Origin of the sequence: Bradyrhizobium sp. SUTN9-2 (assembly GCF_003122645.1) — a bacterium.
In the GTDB taxonomy this organism is placed as follows: Bacteria; Pseudomonadota; Alphaproteobacteria; order Rhizobiales; family Xanthobacteraceae; genus Bradyrhizobium; species Bradyrhizobium yuanmingense.
Map to the genome: position 1 here is coordinate 823,551 of NZ_LAXE01000001.1, position 24,318 is coordinate 847,868.

The 24,318-nt window shown below is 64.7% G+C and carries 22 protein-coding genes and 1 tRNA gene; 10 read left to right on the top strand and 13 right to left on the bottom strand.

Annotated features, from left to right (window positions below; genetic code table 11):
- Positions 1 to 11: 11 nt before the first annotated feature.
- The 7 genes from XF30_RS03885 to XF30_RS03915 form a co-directional block, all read right to left on the bottom strand.
- Entirely contained in the window at positions 12 to 770 is a 759-nt protein-coding gene (locus XF30_RS03885) for an outer membrane lipoprotein carrier protein LolA (protein ID WP_036003066.1), read from the bottom strand.
- 152 nt (positions 771 to 922) lie between these two features.
- Positions 923 to 3,403: a DNA translocase FtsK gene (locus XF30_RS03890; protein WP_109141974.1), complete on the bottom strand. Its 2,481-nt coding sequence runs from the start codon at positions 3,401 to 3,403 to the stop codon at positions 923 to 925.
- A 9-nt stretch (positions 3,404 to 3,412) separates the two neighbouring features.
- On the bottom strand, positions 3,413 to 4,627 hold the full coding sequence (locus XF30_RS03895; protein ID WP_109141975.1) for an aminotransferase class I/II-fold pyridoxal phosphate-dependent enzyme: 1,215 nt from the start codon (positions 4,625 to 4,627) through the stop codon (positions 3,413 to 3,415).
- Between the two features lie 325 nt (positions 4,628 to 4,952).
- Positions 4,953 to 6,401 carry an ammonium transporter gene (locus XF30_RS03900; RefSeq protein ID WP_036003055.1) on the bottom strand — a complete coding sequence of 483 codons (1,449 nt, stop codon included), beginning with the start codon at positions 6,399 to 6,401 and terminating at the stop codon, positions 4,953 to 4,955.
- Positions 6,402 to 6,438: 37 nt separating this feature from the next.
- On the bottom strand, positions 6,439 to 6,777 hold the full coding sequence (locus XF30_RS03905) for a P-II family nitrogen regulator (protein ID WP_008142813.1): 339 nt from the start codon (positions 6,775 to 6,777) through the stop codon (positions 6,439 to 6,441).
- Positions 6,778 to 7,086: 309 nt separating this feature from the next.
- Positions 7,087 to 8,388, bottom strand: a complete 1,302-nt coding sequence (locus tag XF30_RS03910; RefSeq protein ID WP_109141976.1) for an ammonium transporter — start codon at positions 8,386 to 8,388, stop codon at positions 7,087 to 7,089.
- Between the two features lie 75 nt (positions 8,389 to 8,463).
- Positions 8,464 to 8,802, bottom strand: coding sequence for a P-II family nitrogen regulator (locus XF30_RS03915; RefSeq protein WP_008142802.1), 339 nt, complete (start codon positions 8,800 to 8,802; stop codon positions 8,464 to 8,466).
- 260 nt (positions 8,803 to 9,062) lie between these two features.
- Between XF30_RS03915 and XF30_RS03920 the strand changes: the two genes are divergently transcribed.
- Positions 9,063 to 9,941 carry a DUF4339 domain-containing protein gene (locus XF30_RS03920; protein WP_109141977.1) on the top strand — a complete coding sequence of 293 codons (879 nt, stop codon included), beginning with the start codon at positions 9,063 to 9,065 and terminating at the stop codon, positions 9,939 to 9,941.
- A 30-nt stretch (positions 9,942 to 9,971) separates the two neighbouring features.
- On the opposite strand, the gene tesB is transcribed toward XF30_RS03920, so the two are convergent.
- On the bottom strand, positions 9,972 to 10,835 hold the full coding sequence (tesB, locus tag XF30_RS03925) for an acyl-CoA thioesterase II (RefSeq protein WP_036003028.1): 864 nt from the start codon (positions 10,833 to 10,835) through the stop codon (positions 9,972 to 9,974).
- A gap of 205 nt (positions 10,836 to 11,040) precedes the next feature.
- Here tesB and XF30_RS03930 point away from each other — a divergent pair, with 205 nt between their 5' ends.
- The gene (locus XF30_RS03930; protein WP_109141978.1) at positions 11,041 to 12,261 is read left to right on the top strand and encodes a ubiquinone biosynthesis hydroxylase; all 1,221 of its coding nucleotides are present in this window, start codon (positions 11,041 to 11,043) and stop codon (positions 12,259 to 12,261) included.
- A gap of 67 nt (positions 12,262 to 12,328) precedes the next feature.
- Here XF30_RS03930 and XF30_RS03935 read toward each other — a convergent pair whose 3' ends face one another.
- The gene (locus XF30_RS03935; RefSeq protein WP_036003042.1) at positions 12,329 to 12,526 is read right to left on the bottom strand and encodes a Trm112 family protein; all 198 of its coding nucleotides are present in this window, start codon (positions 12,524 to 12,526) and stop codon (positions 12,329 to 12,331) included.
- A 57-nt stretch (positions 12,527 to 12,583) separates the two neighbouring features.
- The gene (locus XF30_RS03940) at positions 12,584 to 13,114 is read right to left on the bottom strand and encodes a TetR/AcrR family transcriptional regulator (RefSeq protein ID WP_036024363.1); all 531 of its coding nucleotides are present in this window, start codon (positions 13,112 to 13,114) and stop codon (positions 12,584 to 12,586) included.
- 90 nt (positions 13,115 to 13,204) lie between these two features.
- Here XF30_RS03940 and XF30_RS03945 point away from each other — a divergent pair, with 90 nt between their 5' ends.
- A complete protein-coding gene (locus XF30_RS03945; RefSeq protein WP_036003036.1) occupies positions 13,205 to 13,555 on the top strand; it encodes a hypothetical protein in 351 nt (116 codons plus the stop codon).
- A 353-nt stretch (positions 13,556 to 13,908) separates the two neighbouring features.
- On the top strand, positions 13,909 to 16,410 hold the full coding sequence (locus XF30_RS03950) for an EAL domain-containing protein (RefSeq protein WP_109141979.1): 2,502 nt from the start codon (positions 13,909 to 13,911) through the stop codon (positions 16,408 to 16,410).
- A 135-nt stretch (positions 16,411 to 16,545) separates the two neighbouring features.
- Here the strand turns inward: XF30_RS03950 and XF30_RS03955 are convergent, their stop codons facing one another.
- Together XF30_RS03955 and trxA are read right to left on the bottom strand one after the other, a co-directional pair.
- Complete coding sequence (locus XF30_RS03955; RefSeq protein WP_036003016.1) at positions 16,546 to 17,223, bottom strand: LON peptidase substrate-binding domain-containing protein; 678 nt, start codon at positions 17,221 to 17,223, stop codon at positions 16,546 to 16,548.
- A gap of 105 nt (positions 17,224 to 17,328) precedes the next feature.
- A complete protein-coding gene (trxA, locus tag XF30_RS03960; RefSeq protein WP_025033093.1) occupies positions 17,329 to 18,252 on the bottom strand; it encodes a thioredoxin in 924 nt (307 codons plus the stop codon).
- 272 nt (positions 18,253 to 18,524) lie between these two features.
- On the opposite strand from trxA, the gene XF30_RS03965 reads away from it, so the two are divergent.
- The 6 genes from XF30_RS03965 to XF30_RS03995 all read left to right on the top strand — a co-directional run bounded on the left by XF30_RS03965 (position 18,525) and on the right by XF30_RS03995 (position 23,277).
- Positions 18,525 to 18,599 (top strand) — tRNA-Gly (locus tag XF30_RS03965).
- A gap of 272 nt (positions 18,600 to 18,871) precedes the next feature.
- Positions 18,872 to 19,126: a hypothetical protein gene (locus tag XF30_RS03970; RefSeq protein ID WP_036003012.1), complete on the top strand. Its 255-nt coding sequence runs from the start codon at positions 18,872 to 18,874 to the stop codon at positions 19,124 to 19,126.
- Positions 19,123 to 19,668 (top strand): Fic/DOC family protein, encoded by a 546-nt coding sequence (locus XF30_RS03975; protein ID WP_244608871.1) that lies wholly within the window; start codon positions 19,123 to 19,125, stop codon positions 19,666 to 19,668. Before XF30_RS03970 ends, XF30_RS03975 begins: the two co-directional genes overlap by 4 nt.
- A gap of 180 nt (positions 19,669 to 19,848) precedes the next feature.
- Positions 19,849 to 20,835 carry an NAD-dependent epimerase/dehydratase family protein gene (locus tag XF30_RS03980; protein WP_109141980.1) on the top strand — a complete coding sequence of 329 codons (987 nt, stop codon included), beginning with the start codon at positions 19,849 to 19,851 and terminating at the stop codon, positions 20,833 to 20,835.
- Positions 20,836 to 21,216: 381 nt separating this feature from the next.
- Positions 21,217 to 22,491, top strand: coding sequence for a PQQ-dependent sugar dehydrogenase (locus XF30_RS03990; protein WP_036003007.1), 1,275 nt, complete (start codon positions 21,217 to 21,219; stop codon positions 22,489 to 22,491).
- 192 nt (positions 22,492 to 22,683) lie between these two features.
- The gene (locus XF30_RS03995) at positions 22,684 to 23,277 is read left to right on the top strand and encodes a c-type cytochrome (protein ID WP_036024264.1); all 594 of its coding nucleotides are present in this window, start codon (positions 22,684 to 22,686) and stop codon (positions 23,275 to 23,277) included.
- 86 nt (positions 23,278 to 23,363) lie between these two features.
- Here the strand turns inward: XF30_RS03995 and panE are convergent, their stop codons facing one another.
- On the bottom strand, positions 23,364 to 24,287 hold the full coding sequence (panE, locus tag XF30_RS04000) for a 2-dehydropantoate 2-reductase (RefSeq protein WP_109141981.1): 924 nt from the start codon (positions 24,285 to 24,287) through the stop codon (positions 23,364 to 23,366).
- Positions 24,288 to 24,318 lie beyond the last annotated feature (31 nt).

Here is a 24,318-nt window from a genome sequence, read left to right on the forward strand (position 1 = left end):
CAGCGGAGCGCTCAACCCCGCGACGGCGTGTTGTAATTGGTGAAATCGATCTTGAACATGTTGGGGTCGAGCTTCTTGCTCGAGTCCAGATTGTACACCGCAATCGTCGTGTCGTAGCCCTGCGGATCGGTGACGGTCCACTGCTTGAGCTGGCCGTCCTTGGCGCCGAACATCAGCAGCAAGCGGCTGGTGCCGACCAGGGCCTGCTTCTCCTCGATGGTGACGCTGACGAAGACGTCGTCGGCCGAGACGCCAACGACATTGGTGTCCCTCATCAGGTCGATGCGGTCGGACAATAGAAAGCGCAGCGGCGTCTGCGACAGCGGGTAGACGTCCTGGGTCGCGAGCTTGCGGTCGCGCACCACGAGCGAGGATCCGTCGGCGACGATGTCGATCGGGCTCGGCGCATCATATTCGAAGCGTACCTTGCCGGGTTTCTGGATGTAGAAGTCGCCCTGCGTCTTGCTGCCGTCGGGACCGACCTGGACGAAATTCCCGACCAACGTCTGCAGCGACGACAGATAGGCGCTGACCTTGGCCGCCTGCGCTTTCTGGTTGGCGTCGAAGGTCTGGAAGATGCTGCTCGGAACGTTGCGCCGCGGATCCGGGATCACCGGATTGGGCGGCGCCTGCGTCGCGCCGGTGACGGCCGGCCCACCGGCGGTCGCGCCGCCGTCACGCCCCTTCGGCGCGGGCTTCGGCACCGGCACGGTCTGCGCGAAAGACGCAGCGGTCACCATCGCGGCGGTGACGAGAAGCACGCCGGCCAAGCGCGCGCTTCGCGCGGCGATCGTGGCAGCGAATCGAATGTCCGGATGTCTGATCAACGCGTCGTCCTGTGTGGCTGGGCGCCCTTTTACCGTGATTTCGGGCAAAAGCAGATATCGAATTTGCGTGAAATGTTGCTCAGAGGCTCCTCGCCTCACATATGGCTGTCTTCTTCCTCGACCAGAATCTCGCGCTTGCCGGCATGGTTGGCGGGACCGACGATGCCCTCCAGTTCCATGCGCTCCATCAGCGATGCGGCGCGGTTGTAGCCGATTTGCAGGCGGCGCTGGATGTAGCTGGTCGAGGCCTTGCGATCGCGTTTGACGATCGCGACCGCCTGCTGGAAGAGATCGCCGCCGCCATCGCCGCCCATGCCGGTGGCGTCGAACACGGCACCGTCCTCGTCCTCGGTCGGCTCTTCGGCGGTGACGGCTTCGAGATATTCCGGCTGTCCCTGCGTCTTGAGGTGACGCACCACCTTCTCGACTTCCTCGTCGGAGGCGAACGGTCCGTGCACGCGGCTGATGCGGCCGCCGCCCGCCATGTAGAGCATGTCGCCCTGGCCGAGCAGCTGCTCGGCGCCCATCTCGCCGAGAATGGTGCGGCTGTCGATCTTGGAGGTGACCTGGAAGGCGATACGGGTCGGGAAGTTCGCCTTGATGGTGCCGGTGATGACGTCGACCGACGGACGCTGCGTCGCCAGGATCACGTGCAGGCCTGCGGCCCGCGCCATCTGCGCCAGACGCTGCACCGCGCCTTCGATGTCCTTGCCGGCGACCATCATCAGGTCGGCCATTTCGTCGACGATGATGACGATGTAGGGCAGCGGATCGAGCGAGAGCTTCTCTTCCTCGTAGATCGCCTTGCCGGTTTCCTTGTCGAAGCCGGTATGCACCGTGCGCGTCGGCTCCTCGCCCTTGGCCTTCAATTCGAGCAGGCGCGTGTTGTAACCGTCGATGTTGCGCACACCGAGCTTGGCCATGTTCTTGTAGCGCTCTTCCATCTCGCGCACGGCCCATTTCAGCGCGACCACCGCCTTCTTCGGGTCGGTCACAACAGGCGTGAGCAGATGGGGAATGCCGTCATAGACGGAGAGCTCGAGCATCTTCGGATCGACCATGATCAGGCGGCACTGGTCCGGCCGCAGCCGGTAGACCAGGCTGAGGATCATGGTGTTGATCGCGACCGACTTGCCCGAGCCGGTGGTACCGGCGATCAGCATGTGCGGGGTGCGCGCGAGGTCGATGATGACGGGGTCGCCGCCGATGGTCTTGCCGAGGCAGAGCGGCAGCTTCGCCACCGTGTCGGTCGCCTCCTTCGCCACCAGCAATTCGCGCAAATAGACTTTCTCGCGATGCGCGTTCGGCAGCTCGATGCCGATCGCGTTGCGGCCGGGCACGACGGCGACGCGTGCCGACAGCGCGCTCATCGAGCGGGCGATGTCGTCGGCAAGGCCGATCACGCGCGAGGACTTGATGCCGGGCGCCGGCTCCAGCTCGTACAGCGTAACGACCGGACCGGGATTGGCCTTCACGATCTCGCCGCGCACGCCGAAATCCTGCAGCACGCCTTCGAGCGAACGGGAATTGTTCTCCAGCTCGGCCTTGCTGAGCGGCTGGCGATCGCCGGCCTTTGGTGCGGCCAGCATGGAGACGGACGGGAGGTCGAACTTGTCGGAGGATTTCTTGGAAGCGGGCTTCGGCGCGGCTTTCTTCTTCGGGGCGCGCGCGGCGGGCTCCTCCTCTTCCTCCTCCTCGTCCTCCAATTCGTCTTCGTGCTCGTCCTCGTAGTCCTCGTCCTGAGACTGCGGCGAGATCGACGGCGCCGAGCGGCCGCCGCCGAGATTCGGCTCCTGCCGGCTGAACTGGGCGGACTTGGTCTTCGGTCCGCTCGAGACCAGCGAGCGGTAGGCGGCACCACACAGCCAGATCAGCCGCGCCTTGGTGCTCATCAATGCATGGAACAGCCAGCCCAGCGAGACCGAACCCCGATCGCTCTCCTCGTCTTCGTCGAGCGGCTTGTCGTCATCGGCGACCTCAGCGATCTCGTCGTCTTGCTCGCGCGCGCCGAGGCCGCAGGCGATCAGGAAGGTCGCGGTCATCGCGGCGAACAGGATCGTGCCCAGCACGATGCGATAGATCGTGCCGGCCGGCCCGAAGATCACTGCGGGCGCGCGCACCAGCGCATCGCCGACCACGCCGCCGAGGCCGGTCGGCAGCGGCCAGGCCCCGCCATGCTGAAAGCAACTGACGAAGCCTGCCGCGATCACCGTGCAGAGAATCCAGGAGCCGAGCCGCAGCGCCTCGCGGTCGAACGGCCGATGCGTCATCATACGCCAGCCCCAGACCGCAACGGTCAGGACCAGCATGATCGCGCCGAGCCCCAGGATCTGCATGGCGAGATCGGCGCCGATCGCGCCGGCATAGCCGAGGATGTTGCGGATCGGCCGCGAGGTCGCGTGGCTGAGACTGGGATCCTGCACCGACCACGTCATCAGCGCCGCCGCGGCGATGCCCGCCAGCGCGATCAGGCCGAGGCCGGCGAGCTCGCGCATGCGCCGCGCCAGCCCCTCGCGGATCGAGGGCGGCAGATGGCCGACCAGAGGAATGACGCGTTCGATTGCCGACATGCTCACGGGCCCCGCCTAACCCAGAGTCTCGACCAGCCGGTGCAGCGCCTGCGCCGTGGTCTCGCCGTCCTGCACCAGTGCGAGGCGGATATAGCCTGCGCCGGGATTGAATCCGTCAGGCTGCTGTCGCGCCAGGAAGCTGCCGGGCACCACGCGCACGCCGGCTTCCTTGAACAGCTTGAGCGTCACCGACACGTCGTCGCCGATCTCGGAGGTGTTGAGCCAGACGCAGAAGCCGGCATCGGGGCGGCGATAGCCGTAACGATTGCCGATGATCTGGTCGGCGAGGTCGAACTTGATCCGGTACAGCCGCCGATTCTCCTCGACATGCGCCTCGTCGCCATAGGCGACCGTCGCGACATGCTGCAGCGGCACCGGCACCTGGGGCGCGGCGATGTTGCGCAGCTCGAGGAACATGCCGATGAACCTCTTGTCGCCGGCGGCAAAGCCGACGCGCAGGCCCGGCAGGTTGGAGCGCTTCGACAATGACTGGAACGCGACCACGCGCGTGAAGTCGGGGCCGGCGCATTCCAGCGCGCTGCCGGGTGCCTCGCGGGTGTAGATCTCGGAATAACATTCGTCGCTGAGGATCACGAAGCCGTAGCGGTCGGCGAGCTGCTTCAAGCGTTTGAAATAGCCGGGCCTCGCCACCGAGCCCTGCGGATTGGCGGGCGAAGCCAAGTAGAACGCCACCGTGCGCGCCAGGGTCGCTTCGTCGATGGCGTCGAGGTCGGGCAGGAAGCCGTTCTCGACCGTGGTCGGCAGATGGACCGGCTCGCAAGCGGCCGCAAGCGCGCCCGCGCCGTAGACCGGATAGAACGGGTTTGGCATCAGGATCGCGGGCTTGCCCGGACGCGGGCCGACATAGCGCGCGGCCGCGATCGCGGCGAGGAACAGCCCCTCGCGGCTGCCATTGAGGACGAGAATCTCGCTCTCGGGGTCGAGCGGCCGCGGCAGCTTGAAGCGCGTCGACAGCCAGGCCCCGGCGGCGTTGCGGAACGGATCGGTACCCTTGTTCGCGGGATAACGGCCGAAATCGGCGATGTGCTTGGCCAGCACCGGGCCGACGAAGTCGGGCACGGGATGCTGGGGCTCGCCGACCGCAAGCGAAATCAAGGGCTTGCCCGGCTGATGCGGGGCCAGCAGCTCGTTCAGCCGGACGAAGGGCGAGCGTTCGGAATCGGAGCCATTACCGCCCTGCGGCGCACGGGATGAAGCGGTCAGAGCCATTCGTTGGGCGCCAGTACTCTTGGAACGGCCGGTCGCTACCATAGGCGCCGGCGGGAAGCGGTTCAGTTCACCATAGATAGGGCGAGGTTAAGACGCGATTAACCATCGGCCGCCGCCCGCGTCCAGAGCGGGAATAATGGGGCCGGAGACAGCGGCGTACATGGACGGTCCACCCTCCCCTGGAGGTGCCTGCAGGCGGAGCCATCAAAAGAAAGGGGCTCCAGCTTGCGCTGGAGCCCCTCAACGGTCAGGGCATTGCCGGGTATGTGCCCGAACCGTAGTTGTGGACGCGGTCCCCGAAGAGACCGCGCCCGGGAGGAGAGGGTCACATGTTGTAGGCGCGCTCGGTGTGCTCGGTGATGTCGAGGCCTTCACGCTCGCTCTCGACATTGGCGCGGAGGCCGACGATCACATCGACAACCTTGAAGAGGATCGCCGAGCCGACGCCCGACCACACCAGCGTGGTGCAGACGGCCTTGATCTGGGCGAGCATCTGCGTGGCGAAGTCGTAATCGGCGACCTTCGGCGGGATCGCCGAATAGTCGATGATGCCGGCGCCGCCGAGCGCGGGGTTGACCAGAATGCCGGTGCCGATGGCGCCGACGATGCCGCCGATGCAGTGCACGCCGAACACGTCGAGGGAGTCATCGTAGCCGAGCGCGTTCTTCACCACGGTGCAGAAGAACAGGCAGACCACGCCGACGACGAGGCCGAGGACGATCGCTCCCATGACGCCGGAGAAGCCGGCGGCGGGCGTGACGGCCACGAGGCCCGCGACGGCGCCTGAGATCACGCCGAGCACGGAGGGATGACCCTTGATGATCCACTCCGCGAACATCCACGACAGCGCGGCGGCTGCGGTGGCGACGAAGGAGTTGGTCATGGCGAGCGCAGCGCCGCCGCTGGCCTCGAGATTGGAGCCGGCATTGAAGCCGAACCAGCCGACCCAGAGCAGCGAGGCGCCGATCATCGACATGGTCAGCGAGTGCGGGGCCATCAGCTCCTTGCCGTAGCCGACGCGCTTGCCGATCAGGAGAGCGCCGACGAGGCCCGCGATACCGGCGTTGATGTGCACCACGGTGCCGCCCGCGAAGTCGATCGCGCCCATCTTGAAGATCCAGCCGGCATCGGCGTTGAGCTCGTCGAGCTTGGCCTGGGCCGCGGTCTTCGCCGCCGCGTCAGTAGCGGCAGCCAACGCTTTGGCCGCATCCTGGATCAGGTCCGGACCCTGCCAGTACCAGACCATGTGCGCGATCGGGAAATAGACCAGCGTCACCCAGAGCGGAACGAACAGCGCGATCGCCGCGAACTTCATGCGCTCGGCGAAGGCGCCGACGATGAGAGCGGGCGTGATCGCCGCGAAGGTCATCTGGAAGCAGACGTAAATCAGCTCCGAGATGTTGGCGTCGACCGAGAAGGTCGCGGCCTTCGTGTCGGTGGTGACGCCCATCATGAAGGCCTTGGAGAAGCCGCCAATGAAGTCGGAGCCGCCGGTGAAGGTGAGGCTGTAGCCGTATACGGCCCAGATCACGCAGACGACGCAGACGGTGTAGAACACCTGCATCAGGACCGAGAGCATGTTCTTGGAACGAACCAGACCGCCGTAGAACAGCGCGAGGCCGGGGATCGTCATCAACAGCACCAGCACTGTCGATGTCAGCATCCAGGCGTTGTCTCCCTTGTTGACCGTTGGCTCGGCGTAGGCTGCGGTCGCAGCGAACAGGCCGACTGCGAGAGCCGCCAGTCCCGCGCCATAGGGACGCTTGAACGTCATATTGTTTACTCCTGCTTGGATAAGGTTGAGCGCGAAATCAGAGGGCCGCGGCATCGGCCTCGCCGGTGCGGATACGCACCGCGTGGTCGAGGTTGATGACGAAGATCTTGCCGTCGCCGATCTGTCCGGTTTTCGCCGCGGACGTGATGGCATCGATGGTCTTGTCGACCTGGTCGGAGGCGACAGCGACCTCGATCTTGATCTTGGGCAGGAAGCTCACGGCATATTCGGCGCCGCGATAGATTTCCGTATGGCCCTTCTGGCGGCCATACCCCTTGACTTCCGTCACCGTGAGACCGTGAACGCCGATGGCGGTCAGGGCGTCACGGACTTCTTCAAGCTTGAATGGCTTGATGATCGCCATAACAATTTTCATGGGTCCTATCCCCGCTTGGGCCCGGTCCGGACGTGGCCGGGCGTTCTCGACTGGTTCGCCACGAGGGAGAAGTTTCACTACGCGGGCACAGCCGGACCCCTAGAATCAAATGCCGTGCCAGATCAGGCGGATTGCCTAACGGACTATGAAGACGGGGGTTTTCGCCTTTGGCGGGTGCTGCGATGCAGTGCGCTATTACGTCGCGCTCAAAACGTGGTCACGCCTGCTGAAAATAAGGGCAAGACAGGCTCCCGACACAATGTTGCTCACGTGTCGGGCAGCGAGGCGGTATTTACGTAGCGTCGGCGCCTACTGCAGGGCTTCACCGTGCTGCGAAATATCCAGACCCTCCAGCTCGTGCTCACGGGATACGCGCAAGGGCACGAACAGGCCGACCAGCTTGAGCAGGATGAAGCTGACGCCCGCCGACCAGACGAAGGTTACGGCGACCCCATAGAACTGGATCAGGAGCTGCTGCGGATGGCCCTCCAGCAGGCCGGCGGTGCCGCCGATGGCGCTGGTGGCGAACACGCCGCCGAGCAGGGTGCCGGTCAGGCCGCCGATGCCGTGGACGCCGAAGACGTCGAGCGAATCGTCGTAGTCGAAGCGGTGCTTCAGCCAGGTACAGGCCCAGTAGCAGAGCGCACCGGCAATGATGCCGATGACGATGCCGTGCCATGGCGCGACGAAGCCCGAGGCCGGCGTGATGGTGCCGAGACCTGCGACCGCGCCGGAGATCATGCCGAGCACCGAGGGCTTGCGCCGCGTCGCCCATTCGATCGCGCCCCAGGTCAGCGCGCCCGCGCAGGCGGCCAGATGGGTCGCGATGATCGCCATCACCGCGCGTGAGTTCGCTCCGAGCGCCGAGCCGCCGTTGAAGCCGAACCAGCCGACCCACAACAGGCCGGTGCCCATCACTGCGAGCGACAGATCGAACGGCGAGAGATTCTCGGTGCCGTAGCCGTGACGGCGTCCCATCACCTTGGCTGCAACGAGGCCGCCGGTGCCGGCCGACAGATGCACGACGAGACCGCCGGCGAAATCGAGCACGCCCATGCTGGCGAGGAAGCCGCCACCCCACACCCAATGCGCCAGCGGAATGTAGACGAAGATGAACCAGGCGACCGAGAACAGGAGATAGGCGGAGAACCGCATGCGGTCGGCGACCGAGCCCGCGACCAGCGCCACCGTGATGATGGCAAACGTCATCTGGTACAGCATGAACAGCGATTCCGGGATCGTCTTCGCCGCCGGGTTGACGCTGTCCATGGTCATGCCGGCGAGAAACCAGCGATCGAGCGTGCCGATCCAGGGGCCGTCGCCGACGAAGCACAGCGAGTAGCCGAACGCCACCCAGAGAATGGAGATCAGCGTTACCGCGGCCAGGCTCTGCGCCATGGTGGCGAGCACGTTCTTCTTGCGCACCATGCCGGAGTAGAACAGCGCAAGCCCCGGGATCGTCATCATCAGCACCAGCGCTGTCGCGACGATCATCCAGGCGGTGTCGGCGGTGCTGGTCTCGTTGGCCGCCGCGCGCGCCGGCGCAGCAACGAGCGACGCAAATCCGATCGGCGCAGCCATGGCGGCTGCGCGGCGCAAATATCCCGCCATGTCGTTTCCCCCAGCACAGTCGTTACGTCGCACGCTGTGGCGTCGTTGCCCGGTGCGATCGAAGAATAATTTGTGTTAAAGCGCGTCGCTGTCGGTCTCGCCGGTGCGGATGCGCAGCGCGTGGTCGATCGGCGTGACGAAGATCTTGCCGTCGCCGATCTGGCCGGTGCGCGCCGTCGCGGTGATCACGGCGACCGCCTTGTCGGCGACGTCGGAAGCGACCGCGATCTCGATGCGCAGCTTCGGCAGGAAGTTCACGACATATTCGGCGCCGCGATAGATCTCGGTGTGGCCCTTCTGCCGGCCATAGCCTTTCACCTCGGTCACGGTCATGCCGTGCACGCCGATCGCCGTTAGGGCCTGGCGGACCTCATCGAGCTTGAAGGGTTTGATGATCGCGACGACGAGTTTCATGGTCAGGCCTATTCCCCGGGATGCGCCGCGCCGTATGTCCCCGGCGCTGCGTCAATCTGGCATCTTTCCGGGCAAATGGCACAAAAAAGTTGCAGATTGAAGCGGAAAAACGTTTGGCCAAGGGCGGTCATGTGAACGGCCGCCTCTGTACAGGGCAGCTGTTCATCATTCACAATGCATTTTTGGCATGGATGCGGTGAACCCAGGCGTGAACCGAAGCGTCCCGGCCGGTACATACGTAAGTTCGAGGGGGACGTTCCATGGCGAGTTGGTTTTACGCATCCGAGGGCAAGCAGCAGGGGCCCTTTCCGGAAGGGCAATTCCGCGACCTCGTTGCGCAGGGCGTCGTGCGTCCGGACACCCTGGTCTGGACCGAGGGCATGGCCGGCTGGCAGAAGGCCGCCGAAATTCCCGGCCTGATCGGCGGCGGTGCGCCGCCGATGGTCCCGACGGGCGGAGGTGGCTATGGCGGCGCTGCCGGCTATGCAAGCGGTGGATCGCTCTCGGTCGATTTCAGCATCCTCGAATTCACCTGGCGTAGCATCGTCCTGCTGATCGGAATGATCTTCGTCATCCCGGCGCCTTGGGCCTTCGTCTGGTACACCAGATGGATCGTCTCCTGCGTGAACGTCCCCGGGCGGCCGAACCTCAGCTTCACCGGCAATGCGATGACGTTGGTGCCGTGGTATTTCGGCTTCATCGTTCTCGCCATCGCGCTTGGCTTCGTCGGCAGCGAGATATTGAGCAACCTGCTGTTCATCGTGCAGATCGTGCTCTACTGGCTGCTGATCAAATGGATGGTCGCGAACCTCGCCTCCAACGGGCAGCCGCTGGGCCTCAGCTTCACCGGTTCGGTCTGGGCCTATATCGGCTGGAATCTGCTGTTCGCGATTTCCATCATCACCATCATCGGCTGGGCCTGGGTGGCCGCGGCTCAGATGCGCTGGTTCTGCCGCAACGTCGAGGGCACCCGGCGCGAGATCGTCTTCAAGGGCAGCGGCCTCGATATCCTCTGGCGCGGCATCGTGGCCGCCATCCTGATGTGCTTCATCATCCCGATCCCGTGGGTGTACCGCTGGATCATGAACTGGTTCGCCTCGCAGACCGAGCTCGCGCCGCGCGGCTCGCTCGGGGCATGATCCGAACGCTTCAGGCGCTGCTTGAAGCGATCAGGCCTTCCGTTCGCGCACCGAGCCTTCCTGCGCGACGGAGGCGACCAGCGTGCCGTCCGGCTTGAAGATCGAGCCGCGGGTCAGCCCCCGTCCCGATTGCGCGCTCGGCGAATCCTGCGCGTAGAGCAGCCATTCGTCGGCGCGGAACGGGCGATGGAACCACATCGCGTGGTCGAGACTCGCCGGCATCATGCGCTTGTCGAACAGCGTGCGGCCATAGCGCGCCATGATCGCATCGAGCAGCGAGAAGTCCGAGGCGTAAGCGAGCGCGCACATGTGCAGCGCCGGATCGTCGGGCAGCTTGGCGGCGGTCTTGATCCAGACGTGGATGCGGCCGTCGTCGATCTTCTGGCCGAAATAACGGCCGAGCTCGACCGGGCGCAGCTCGATCGGCCGATCGGATTCGTAATACCGGCGGATGAAGTCCGGCATCTCCTTGAACATCGGCTGCTTCGCCACCTCCTCCGCCGTGAGCTTTTCCGGCGGCGGCACGTCCGGCATCTTGTCCTGGTGGTCGAACGCAGTCTCCTCCTCGGCGTGGAACGACACCATGATCGAGAAGATCGCGTTGCCGTGCTGGATCGCGGTGACGCGGCGGGTCGAGTAGCTTTTGCCGTCGCGCAGGCGCTCGACCTGATAGATGATCGGGATCTGCGGATCGCCCGGCAGGATGAAATAGCAATGCAGCGAATGCGGCAGCCGGCCCTCCACGGTGCGGCAGGCCGCGACCATCGCCTGCCCGATCACCTGGCCGCCGAACACCCGCTGCCAGCTCGTCTTCGGGCTGTTGCCGCGGAACAGGTTCACCTCGAGCTGCTCGAGGTCGAGGATCCCGATGAGGTCGATCAGTCCTTTGGACATGATGGTGCTTTCCAGTGATGCCTCATTCCGGGGCGCACGCGGTGCGAACCCGAAAATCTCGAGCTGATAAACCTCCGGATTCCGGGTACGCGCGTTGCGCGCCCCGGAATGACGGAACGAAGGGCTAGCGGACCTCGTTTCACCGCACTGTTTCGCCCAGCTCAAGTCTGCTAGCAAGACCGAGAATTGTCCGGGAAGCTTTGGTATGTCGGTACAGGGTAGCATTGTCATCGGTGGCGGCGCGTTTGCCGGCCTTGCGCTGGCCTTGGCGCTACGCCAGGGGCTCGGGCCCGAGATCCCAATCGTCGTTGCCGATCCCGCGCTCGGCACGCGGCCGAGCCGCGACCCCCGCGCCACCGCGATCGTCGCCGCCTGCCGCCGCCTGTTCGAGACGATCGGCGCCTGGGACGACGTCCGGGGCGAGGCCCAGCCGATCCTCGACATGGTCGTCACCGATTCCAAGCTCGAGGACGCCACCCGCCCGGTGTTCCTGAACTTCGCCGGCGACGTCGCGCCGGGCGAGCCCTTCGCGCATATGATCGAGAACCGCCGCCTGATCGACGCGCTGGTGGTGCGCGCCGAGGCCGACGGCATCGATCTTCGCGCCACCCCGGTCGCCTCCTACGATGCGCGCACCGACGGCATCGAGGTGACGCTCGGCGACGGCAGCGTGATCGCGGCGGGCCTCTTGGTCGCCGCCGATGGCGCGCGGTCGAAGCTGCGCGAGCGCGCCGGCATCGTCACTCATGGCTGGGAGTACGATCAGTCCGGCATCGTCGTCACCGTCGGCCACGAGCGCGATCACGAGGGCCGCGCCGAGGAACACTTCCTGCCGGCCGGCCCGTTCGCGATCCTGCCGCTCACCGGCAAACGCTCCTCGCTGGTGTGGACCGAGCGCCGCACTGAGGCCGCGCGCATCATCGCCCTCAGCGACGAGGAATTCCACGCCGAGCTCGAGCAGCGCTTCGGCCTGCATCTCGGCGAGGTCAGTGTGCTCGACAAGCCGCGGGCGTTTCCGCTGTCTTATTTCGTCGCGCGGTCCTTCATCGCCGAGCGCCTCGCGCTGGTCGGCGACGCTGCCCATGTCATCCACCCCATCGCGGGCCAGGGCCTCAACATGGGCCTGAAGGACGTCGCTGCGCTGGCGGAAGTGGTGGTCGATGCCGCGCGGCTCGGCCTGGATATCGGCGGGGCGGACGTGCTCGAACGCTACCAGCGCTGGCGCCGGTTCGACACCATGGCGATGGGCGTCGCCACCAACTCGCTGAACTTCCTGTTCTCCAACCAGTCGACGCTGTTGCGCACGGTGCGCGACATCGGCCTCGGCCTCGTCGACCGCGCCCCGCCGCTGAAGAACCTCTTCATCCGCCAGGCCGCAGGCCTCACCGGTGAGGTGCCGCGGCTGTTGAAGGGCGAGGCGTTGTAAGGGCGAATGGTGAGTATCGAGTGGCGAGTGGACCCATTCGCCATTCGCCACTCCCCACTCGCTGTTATCAATCGATCTTGCGCGCCTCTTCCGGCAGCATGATCGGGATGCCGTCGCGAATGGGATAAGCGAGCTTGGCGCTGCGCGAGATCAGCTCCTGCCGCTCAGCATCGAATTCCAGCGGGCCCTTTGTCAGCGGGCAGACCAGGATCTCCAGCAATTTTGGATCGACGCTGGCTTCGGGACGTTCGGTGGGCGCGTTCATGGAAGTCTCCGGCACTTGCTTGCCTTTAGCATAGAAATTCGCGCCCGCCATCGCGCTTTAGGCGGAGACCATCGCCAGGAGCTCGTCGAGCATGGTCCGCAGCCGCGCGGCCGGGATTGACGGGCCTGACAGGGCGAAACCGAGAAATGTCCAGTACAGGATCTGCGCGCGGGCCTGCGCCGTTGCCGGGGCGAGTCCCCGCTTCTGCAGCAGCTCCTCGATATAATCGAGCCTGCGGCGATCGATGGCACGCACCGCCCCTTGCGCGCTAGCATCGAACGCCGCCCAATTGCGCACCGCGCGTTCGAGGTCGAGCCGCGCGCCGAAGGATCTCCGCAGCAGCATCTTGACCGGCTCGTCGCCGGCGGCTTCGACGTCGGCGATGATCCGCTCGGCCGCGATCTCGCGCCAGCGCTTCAGCACCGCGGCGTGAAACGCGGCGAGATCGGCGAAATGCCAATAGAAGCTGCCGCGCGATACGCCCATGGCCTTGGCGAGCGGCTCGGCCTTCAAGGCCGTGAAGCCGCTCTTGGCCAGGGCCTTGAGGCCCTGGCCAGTCCAATCGTCAGCGGAGAGCTGTTGGTTCATGTCGTTTCCCGGAAGCGCACCATACACTAGTGTATTGACAAGCGCTTGGCCAGACGCTATCGAAACATACATGAGTGTATGGAGGCGTCGATGCGGGATCTGCTGCTCCAGTGTGCGGGCGTCGTGACCATCGCCGTTGCGCTCGTTCACGGCTACCTCGGCGAAGCCAAGGTCTTCGCCCGCGCGCGCATCGAGCCGGAGCGCCTCCGCACCTTGATCCGGCTGGTGTGGCAGGCCTCGACCGTGGCCTGGATCGGCGGTGGCGTGCTGCTGATCGCGGCGCCGTGGATGCAATCGGAGCCGGCTCGTCACTGGATCGTCGCGACCATGGCCTGCGTGTTCGGCTGCTCCGCCCTCGCCAACGCATGGGCGACGCGGGGCCGGCATTTCGGCTGGATGGCGCTCAGCGCGGTCGTCGTGATGTCGGTTGCCGGGTACTAGAACTCATCTAAAGCGGACCAGATCCGTTACCGATCGACCAGGCATTCTTCGGATGCCGTCATCGTCCTGGTCGTGCTCCACGTTGCTGGTGTGGCGCTGATAGGACTCCTGCAGCGCGATGATCACCGGACGCAAGCGCATCCGCGTCCATCTCCAGTCATCCGCAAACGCGCGCAGCGGGCTTCCGGCGCGACCGGCGCGCGGAACGTGTTAGCCCCACAGATCAAATTTTACGGACGGTGTTGGCAAGCCGCTAAGCATGCGATCAGGCGCGGCACAAAATTAACGCGAAGGGCGATTAGCCGGTCCAGCATCGACAAACATCAACAATATCGACGATGGGGCGAAACTGAATGTTCCGCGTTTTCTCCTGCCTTACGGCCGAACACGATTGGCGGCTCGTCGTGCTCGCTGCTCTGGTCTGCTTCGTTGCCAGCATCGTCGCGGTCAGCATCTTCCACCGCGCGATCGCAACGCGCGGGAGAACCCGGTGGATCTGGATCGCCATTGCCGGCGCGGCCATCGGATACGGCATTTGGGCTACGCATTTCGTCGCGATGCTCGCCTACGAGCCCGGGGTCACGACGGGCTACGGCATCGTGTTGACGGCGTCCTCTCTCGCGGCGGCAATGCTGCTGACCTCGGTCGGCTTCGGCGTCGCGGTCGTCACGTCCGGCCGCTGGCGCGCGGCGGCTGGCGGCGTCATCATCGGTGGCGGCATTGCCAGCATGCACTATCTCGGAATGTGGGCGCTCGAAGTGCCGGGCCGAGTCTCCTGGTCCGTGGACCTCGTGCTCCTCTCCATCGTTCTGGGCATGTGTTTTGGCTACGCTGCGCTGGCGGCAGCGCTCACCCGTCAGGGTTATAGCGGCACGCTGGCAGCCGCCACCCTGCTGACGCTCGCCATCGTGTCGCATCACTTCACGGCCATGGGCGCCGTGCAGATCACACCGGATCCGGCGCTCGCGACCGATACGCTTTCGCTGTCTCCGGCCTTCCTCGCGCTCGCCATCGCCGGCGTCGCATTGTCCGTGCTGGGCATGAGCCTGATCGGAGTGCTGGCCGATCGTCGTCTGGCGACCAGAACCGCTAAGTTCGAGGAGATCATCAGCCAGCTCTCCATCGCCCGGCAGCAGCTCGAAGGGTCGCAGAACGAGCTCAAGGAACAGAAGCTGAGGCTGGACACGGCCATCAACCATATGGTCGAGGGCCTTTGCATGTTCGACGCCGGGAAGCGGCTCGTCATCTGCAACGAGCGTTACGCCCGTTTGTACCGGCTGCCGCCGGAATTGCTGCGTGCGGGAACTCCGCACCGCGACATCATCCGTCATCGCGTCACCAGCGGCATACTCGAAGGCGAGGCCAGCGATTTCGCCGCCGAACGGCAGATCGCCAGGCTCGAAGCACTGCCGATCCATGCCGTCTCGAGCCGCATCGATGCGTTCGCCGATGGGCGGCTGATCTGCGTGACGCGGCAGCCGATGGCCGGCGGCGGCTGGGTGGCTACGCATCTGGATGTCACCGAGCAACGCCGGTCCGAAGCGAAGATCACCTACATGGCGGAACACGATGCGCTCACCGAGCTGCCGAACCGCGTGCTGCTCAAGGCGCGTCTGGAGCCTGCACTCGCCGATACGCGTGGCGGAAATCTCCATCTGGCGGTTCTCCTGCTCGACCTCGACCGCTTCAAGGAGGTCAACGACACGCTCGGACATCCGGCGGGCGACCTGCTGCTGCGCTCAGTCGCGGCGCGCTTGCTGGATTGCATCAGGGAGACGACGTTCGTCGCCCGACTGGGCGGCGACGAATTCGCAATCGTCGACTACGTGACCAATCCGGCTGCGGACGCGGCCTCTCTCGCCGAGGCGATCCATGGCGCGCTCAGCGAGCCGTTCGATCTCGGCGATCATCAGGTCATTGTCGGCACCAGCATCGGGATCGCCCTTGCGCCCCGAGACGGCGCCGATTCCGACACGATCCTCAGGAGCGCAGATCTTGCCCTCTACTCGGCCAAGAGCGGCGGACGTGGTGCATTCCGCTTCTTCGAGCCGGAGCTGGACCGGCTCCTGCATGCGCGCCGCAACCTGGAGCGGGATCTGCGGAAGGCGCTTGCGAGGAGCGAATTCGAGCTCCACTACCAGCCGTTCGTCAATTTGAAGAGCGGCGAGACCTGTGGCTTCGAGGCGTTGCTGCGTTGGCATCACCCCGAGCGGGGTCTGGTCTCGCCCGGCGAGTTCATTCCCGTCGCGGAGGAAACTGGCTTGATCCTGCCGCTGGGGGAATGGGTGTTGAGAACCGCCTGTGCCGAAGCGGCAAAATGGCGTTCCGACCTGAAGATCGCGATCAACCTGTCTCCAGCGCAATTCAGGAGCAAGGAGCTCGTGTCGACGATCGTGAGTGCACTGGCGGCGTCGGGGATTGCTTCAGACCGGCTCGAGCTCGAGGTCACCGAAACCGTCATCATGCATGACAGCGGGACCGTATTCGCAGCACTCAGCCAGCTGCGCGAGCTCGGGGTGCGGATTGCCCTCGACGATTTCGGCACCGGCTATTCGTCGCTCAGCTTTCTGCAGAAGTTTCCCTTCGACAAGATCAAGATCGATCGCAGCTTCGTCAGCGAGCTGTCCAGTCCGATGGAGGAGCCCCATCGGATCGCGCGGGCCGTGGTCCAGTTCGCCACGAGTCTCGGTAAGACGTCCACCGCCGAAGGCGTCGAAACCGCCGAGCAGCTGGACATCCTGCGCCAGGAGGGCTGCGTCGAGGCCCAGGGCTTCCACCTCAGCCCGCCGATACGGGCCTCGACGATCGCACGGCTTGCGGATCGAAAGGCCGAGGCCGGCGAGTTTGCCGCATAGAGCATGATCCGGACCCGAAGGGCCGCGTCAGCGCAAAGTGTGTAGCGGTTTCCGAAAAGATCATGCTCAAACCAAAAAAACCAAAGCGCGATGAGGATTCATCCTAATCGCATCGCGCTTTGGGTCGCTTGACGATCACTGCAGCGGCGGGTCGCCGCTAGTGCGCTTCTTGGCGAGGTCCATCTCGGTGACGGCGATCAGGATCTCGGCGCGGGTCTTCAGGTCGGGCGCCTCCAGCATGGCCTGCTTTTCCGCGGGGCCGTAGGGCGACATCATCGCGAGCGCATTGACGAGGGCTTCATTGGGCGCGCTCTCGACGCCCTCCCAGTCGACCTTGAGGTTGTTGGCCTTCAGGAAGTCCGCCAGCACCGCCAGCAGCGCCTCGCGGTCGACCTCCTCCTCGCCGCGGCGCGCGGTGAAATCGTCGACGTAGGCGAAGAAGTCCACCTTGCACTGCCGATAGGGGGTGAGCACCTCGAGCTCCTCGACCACCTTGAAGCGCGAAACGCCGGTGAGCTCGAGGATGTAGCGGCCGTCGCCGGACTCGGCGAGCTGGGTGATGCGGCCGACGCAGCCGACGCGGAACAGCGCCGGCTTGTCGGAATCCTTCCGCGAATGCGCGATGTCGGGCTGGATCATGCCGATCAGGCGATGGCCGTCGCGGAAGGAATCGTCGACCATCGAAAGGTAGCGCGGCTCGAAGATGTTGAGCGGCATCTGGCCGCGCGGCAGCAGCAGCGCGCCCGGCAGCGGGAAGACCGGAATGATCTCCGGGAGGTCGGCGGGCCCGCGATATTCGATGTTGATCGGCATCTGCCCGGTCCCCTGGCGTTGCTAGCGCATGATCCGGATCCGAAGGACCGCGTTAGCGCAAAGTGTGGAGCGGTTTTCCGAACAGATCATGCTCAAAAAAGGCCGTTACGAAAACAGGATCGTCGACAAACGTTTGCGGCCTTCGACGGTTGCATCATCCGTGCCGCCCCAGGCCTCGAAGAACTGCACCAGCTGCTTGCGGGCGCCGTCGTCGTTCCATTTGCGGTCGCGCTTGATGATCTCGAGCAGCTGCTCGGTCGCCGCCGCGCGGTTGCCTTGGGCGTTGAGCGCGGTGGCGAGGTCGAATCGGGCCTGATGATCGAGCGGGTTTGCGGCGACTTTCTGTTCCAGCTCGGCAACCGGTCCGAGCGATTTCGCCTGCTCGGCGAGATCGATCGCGGTCTGCACCGCCTTCACGGCCGGGTCGTTGCGCTTGGATTCCGGCACCATGGCCAGCGTCTGCTTGGCCTGCTCCATCGCGCCGGAAACGGCGTAGCACTTCGCAAGGCCCGCAAGCGCCGCGATGTTGGTGGAATCATGCTGCAGCGCCTCGGCATAGATCTGCGCCGCCGCCGCCGCGTCGCCCTCGGCGAGCACCGCGTCGGCCTCCTGCACGATCTCGGCGACGTTGACCTCGCCCGGCGCGGTGACGCCCTTGGTCAGCCGCTCGATGAAGGCGTTGACCTGGCTCTCCGGCACCGCGCCCATGAAGCCGTCGGCCGGCTGGCCGTTGACGAAGGCGATCACGGCCGGGATCGACTGGATGCCCATCTGGCCCGGGATCGCCGGATGATGGTCGATGTTCATCTTGACCAGCTTGACCTTGCCCTTGGCCGCCTTCACCGCCTTCTCCAGGACGGGGGTGAGCTGCTTGCAGGGGCCGCACCATTCCGCCCAGAAATCGATCAGCACGGGCTGGCGCTTCGATTCCTCGATGACGTCCTTCACGAAGGTCTGGGTGGTGGTGTCCTTGATCAGGTCGGCCGCAGCCGGACCCGCCGCTCCGTTACCCTGGTCGATGATCGTCACGGGATTCCCTCGTCATGTCTGGAATGGCGGCTCTTTAGCACGCCGCCGCGTCATATGCTTGTGGTCGGCTCCTAAATTGGGCCGAATGGGCCGAATTTCAATCCAGGTCCCGCGATTCGCCGGTTCCGGGGCGTTTCCGGTCGATTTGCCCCAGCTTCGGGCTCCATATGGCGCCTCAAATGCGAAATGATGCCGCCCGTAGCTGTTGCATTCCCCTCCCGCTTTTGGCATACGACAGCCGTTGTCGGCGCGTCACGCGACCGACACAGGATGCGGGTGTAGCTCAGTGGTAGAGCACGACCTTGCCAAGGTCGGGGTCGAGGGTTCGAGCCCCTTCGCCCGCTCCAGTTTTTCCTAGGCTGGCCTAGGAAGCGCTCTCCAACCTCGGAGAGCATTGTATGAGCCTCAAAGACTCCAAAGGGCAAGCGCGAGCTGTTGTTGGGCATGAGCCGCCTCGTACGGCGATTTGCTGTCCGCGCTTGCGAGAGCGGCCTCAAACCGAGGCCGGAGCAATTTTGAAGGTCTTTCGGTAGTTTACGGGCAAGTGAAGACGCCGGGAAGGCAGCAACTCAATGGATTCTCAGGCCTTGGTTCACTATATTTGGGGAGAGGAGTTTCCATGTCTGCTCAGCGCTCCGCCACCAAGGCCCAGTATACCGCTGGTGTAATCCAGCGGTTGGCGGCCGCTAACAACGTGGCAGTGATCGCGACATCGAACGATGTCTTTGCCCATCACGTGACGCGGCTCTCCGGCGATGACGTGAATTTCGATCCTATCGAGAATACCATCGTCGCACTCCAGCGCGCCGGGATTTTGGATCGTGTCCAAGCGGTGCGTCTTCAAGCGCGCTATCTTCGCGAAAGCCGTCTGTGACGTTTGATCCGTTTGGAGATTTTGCGACGCGCGGTTATTTGCGCAACGTCGCGAAGGCCAAAGATCCCGGAATCGTTCAGCGCCTCCTGCACAATTCCTTTCTGACCGGCATCGATGCAGCCTTGGATCATCTCAAGGCGCAGCCTTCCCTAAGCTACGCCGATGTCCTCCAAACACACAAAACGCTCTTTGAAGGAGTGTTCCCCTGGGCTGGAGAGGACCGTCATACGAACGCGTCCCACATCTTCGTAAAGAAGGGCTCTGTGATCTTCGCCCATCCCAATGACATCCGCAAAGCTATCGACTACGCGTTGGAGAAGGGACAAGACGAGGCGTTCATGGCGGAAAAGCCCGGCGAAGTGATGGGCTATCTCGCCTATGGCCATCCATTCCTGGACGGCAATGGCCGCACTATCATGCTGATCCATGCGGAACTTGCGCGGCGTGCAGGCATCAGCATCGATTGGGCCGCCACGGACAAAGTTCAGTATCTCGCAGCCCCTGACGCAGGAGCTCGAAGAGCCGGGCAAGGGCAAACTTGATGCTTACCTTAAGCCATTCATCCGCAAGGGCTCGGAGAGCAACATCGCCGACGGGATCAAGGCCGCGCCGGGCCTGGACGGCGGCAACGCAGACACAGTCGCAGGCGAGACGAGCAATCCAATGCTCCAGGCGCAATACGAAGAGCAAAAAGCCAAGCGCAACGGCGGGCGAGACTTGCAATGACAATCCTGGTCACCGGTAGCGCTGGCCATCTCGGGGAGGCGGTCCTGCGGACGCTCCGTGGGCGCGGGTCGCCCGCCCGCGGCGTCGATCTCAAGCCCTCCCCCTTCACCGATGCCGTTGGCTCCATCGTCGATCCCGCCTTCGTGCGGCGCCAGATGGACGGCGTCACCGCCGTGGTCCACACCGCGACGCTGCACAAGCCGCATGTGGCGACCCATTCCAAGCAGGATTTTGTCGACACCAACGTGTCAGGAACGCTGAACCTGCTCGAGGCGGCAGTCGCGGCCGGCGTGAAGAGCTTTGTCTTCACCAGCACCACCAGCGCATTCGGCTCGCAGCTGCGGCCCGAGGCGGGACAGGCGGCGGTGTGGGTCACCGAGGAGCTGCCATCGGTGCCGAAGAACATCTACGGCACGACCAAGCTGATGGCCGAGAACCTCTGCGAGCTGTTCTTTCGCGAGCGCGCGCTACCGATCGTGGTTCTGCGGACCTCGCGCTTCTTTCCGGAGGACGACGACGATCCGGCGATGCGATCGGCCTACACGCTGGACAACGCGCAGGCCAACGAGCTGCTCTACCGCCGGCTGGATATCGCGGACGCAGTGAGCGCGCATCTGCTCGCCGTCGAGCGTGCGCCCGGCATCGGCTTCGCCCGCTACATCGTCTCGGCGACGAGCCCGTTCGAGCAACGTCATCTCGGAGCGCTGGCGCGCGATGCCGCCGGCGTCGTGCGCGAGCTCTATCCGGAGTGCGCGCAGCTCTATGCGGCGCGCGGCTGGCGGCTCTTCCCCGCGATTGACCGGGTCTATGTCAACGAGCGCGCGCGGCGGGAGCTCGGCTGGCGACCCGAATTCGACTTCGCGCATGTGCTGCGCAGCCTGCGCGATGGCCGCGACGTCCGCAGCACGCTGGCGCGTGAGGTCGGTTCGAAAGGCTACCACGACACGCTGTTCGACGACGGACCCTACCCCGTCGCCCCGTGAGCGCCGCGATTATTTTACTCGACGGTTCAAATGATTGTCCGGCGTCACCGCGCGCGGATCAACTTGCGCAGTTCTACTGTGCATGGGGTTGTTTTCGCACTTTTGTATGCCCACCCCGGCGGACCGCCTGACGACGTTGCGCGCGCGCTGTTGATTCCGCGTTGCAGCGCGAGGCGCGGTCGTCGCAGCGTTCATCCGTTCATTGACATTCCGTCTCAATTTTTGCTGCGCGCAGCCGCGCTGCATCCGGCGCGCTTCTCACGATGGGCAGATGTGCTACCCTTTTTGCGTCTGTCGTCCCGACGGGCTCAAGACTTCGCCTCTCGACTAGCAAAACAAAATAACGCGCAGCCCTGATGGCTGCCTTAGGGGAGTGATGCGATGACATCGATGTTCCATCGATCCGTGTTGGCGCTTGCAGCCGTGGCCCTTCTCGCGGGGACCGGCGCCGGCAACGCGCAGCAGCAGGACAAGAACAAGCCGCTGAAGAAATACGATTCCAGCACCAAGGAGTTCTGGACCCATCCGCCGGATGACTGGTTCCTCGGTGACGAGACCGAGGCGCAGAAGGGCCTCGCGCCGCCGTCGGGCCCGCCGACCGGCGCCTCCGACGCCGAGCTCGCCAACATCGTCAAGAAGATCAAGCTGCCGCCGGGCTTCAAGATCGAGGTCTACGCCTCCGGCGTGCTGGCCGCGCGGCAGATGGCCTGGGGTGACAAGGGCACGTTGTTCGTCGGCTCGTTCGGCCTCGGCAACGTCTATGCCATCAAGGACAACAACGGAAAGAAGGAGGTCAAGACCGTCCTCAAGGGCCTCAACATGCCCACCGGTCTCGCCTTCAAGGACGGCGCGCTCTATGTCATCGCCGTCGACAAGCTGATCCGCTACGACAACGCCGAAGCCAATCTCGACAATCTCGGCCAGGGCAAGGTCGTCTATGACGACATGCCGTCCTATGCCGCGCATGGCTGGAAGTACATCGCGGTCGACAAGGAAGGCTGGTTCTTCCTGCCGTTCGGCCCGCCCTTCAACATCGGCATTCCGCCGACCAGCGTGTCGCAGATCCGGCGCGTCGATCCCAAGACCGGCAACGCCGAAATCTGGGCGCTCGGCGTCCGCAACTCCGTCGGCGGCGACGTCGATCCGCGCACCGGCAAGCTCTGGTTCACGGAGAATGCCCGCGACTGGATCAGCGATGATCTGCCCTCGGACAAGCTGAACATGATCAACCGGATCGGCGAGCATTTCGGCTATCCCTATTGCCATCAGGGCAATCTGCCTGACGACAAGTTCGCGATGGGCCACAAATGCTCCGAGTTCACGCCGCCCGTACTGAACCTCGGTGCCCATGTCGCGCCGCTCGGCATGAAGTTCTACACCGGCGATCAATTCCCCGCCGATTACAAGAACAACATCCTGATCGCGGAGCACGGCTCCTGGAATCGCCACAAGTACCAGGGCGCGCGCATCGTGCGCGTGATCGTCGGACCCGACGGCAAGAACCCGAAGCGAGAGGTCTTCGCCTCCGGCTGGCTCGAGGGCGACCAGGGCTATCTCGGCCGTCCCAACGACATCATTATCGCCAAGGACGGATCGATCCTCGTGGCCGACGATTGGGCCGGCGCGATCTATCGCATCAGCTACAGCAAGAAGTAGCGCGATCGGACGCAGAGGCTGCGGCGGCCGGGAGGTGCCGCAGCCTCCTTAATTTTAAAATCTCATGCTGTCGTTCCGGATTGCGCGGTAGCGCAAGTCCGGAACCCATAACCCCGGCTCGTGGTTATGGATTCCGGGCTCGTGCTCCGCACGCCCCGGAATGACGAGCTCGATAGATCGGAATCCTTCCCCATGCGCCGGCAGTTCATTTCGCACGCAATCAGCGTGTTTGCGCTCCTGACGCTCGGCGCCTTCCCAGCCGAAGCCGCCGACAATGCCGCGATCAAGGAGAAGGCCGCCGCCTGCTCCGGCTGCCACGGCGAGAACGGCATTTCGCAGACCGAGAACATCCCCTCGCTCGCCGGCCAGCCCGATCAATTCCTGCAATGGCAGCTCGTGTTCTTCCGCGCCGGCGCGCGCAAGAACGATCAGATGCAGCCGATCGTGGAAGGGATCACCAACGAGGACATCCGCAATTTCGGCGCTTACTTCGCCTCGCTGGCGCCGCCGAAGGGACCCGAAGACGGGGATCCCGACCTGTCCAAGAAGGGGGCGCAGGTGGCCGCCGGCCGCCGCTGCGCCTCATGCCATACCGACAGCTATGCCGGCACCAAGGCGGTGGCGCGGCTCGCGGGGCAACGTGAGGAATATCTCGTCAAGGCGCTGCACGATTACAAGGCCGGCCAGCGTGTCGGCGGCGGCGTCGCCGCGATGGCCGACGTCGCCTATCACATGAGCGATGAGGAAATTACCGCCGTGTCGCACTATCTCGCGCATTTGAAATAGCGCTGAGCTGTTTCGGCAATCGCAGCTCGTCATCCCGGGCTCGCGCGGCGCGCGCCCCGGGACGACACCGAATGTGTGGTTACGCCCTACCCCGCCCGCTGCCTCTCATATGCCTTCAGATGCGTATAGGCGATGCGCAGCTTAGGCACCGGCACCTTGGCCGCGTCGGCGCGCGCGATGAGATCGCCGATGACGTGGTCGGCCTCGACAGGCAGGCCCGCCTTGATGTCGCGGAACATCGATGCCGTCAGCGGCGAGCCCTCGGTGGTGAGATTGCCTTTGACGCGATCGAAGAACGGGCCGCCCGGCGGATAGCCGGACGCCGTGGCAACCGCGCTGGTCTCATCCAGCATGCCGAGCAGGAACTCCCGGCCGCCGGGCGCGGCGAGGATATTGCCGACGGAAGTCCGCATCAGACTGGTGCTTGCTGCGAGCGAGGACAGGAACACCCACTTCTCCCACATGTCCTGCATGATGTTCTGGCTGGCGCTGGCGCCATTGATGCCGCTCTTGAAGGCCTCGTCGATCGCCTTCACCCGGTCCGACATCCCGCCGTCGCGCTCGCCGTAGCTGAGCGACTGCATCGGCTGGAGCTGCACCACCTCGCGCTTCTCGTTCAGCGTGGCCGCAATGGCGCAGAGGCCGCCGAGCACGCGCTCCTTGCCGAACCTCGTGTCCAGCGTGTCGAGATGCTTCATGCCGTTGAGCATCGGGATGATTGCGGTGTTCGGCCCCACCGCGGGGGCGAACGACTTGATGGCATCGTCGAGGTCGAATGCCTTGCAGCTGAGCAGCACGACGTCGAACGTGTCCTTGATTGCGTCGGCCTGAACCGTCGGCGGGTTCTTCAAGGTCACATCGCCGTTCGGGCTCTTGATGACGAGGCCGGCGCTCGCGAGCTCGTCGGCGCGGCGAGGCCTAACCAGGAAGGTCACGTCGCGGCCGGCCTGCAACAGCCTGCCACCGAAATAGCCGCCGATGGCGCCGGCGCCGACCACGAGGATGCGCATGGGAGAACTCCGCTTTTACTATTGGCGAATG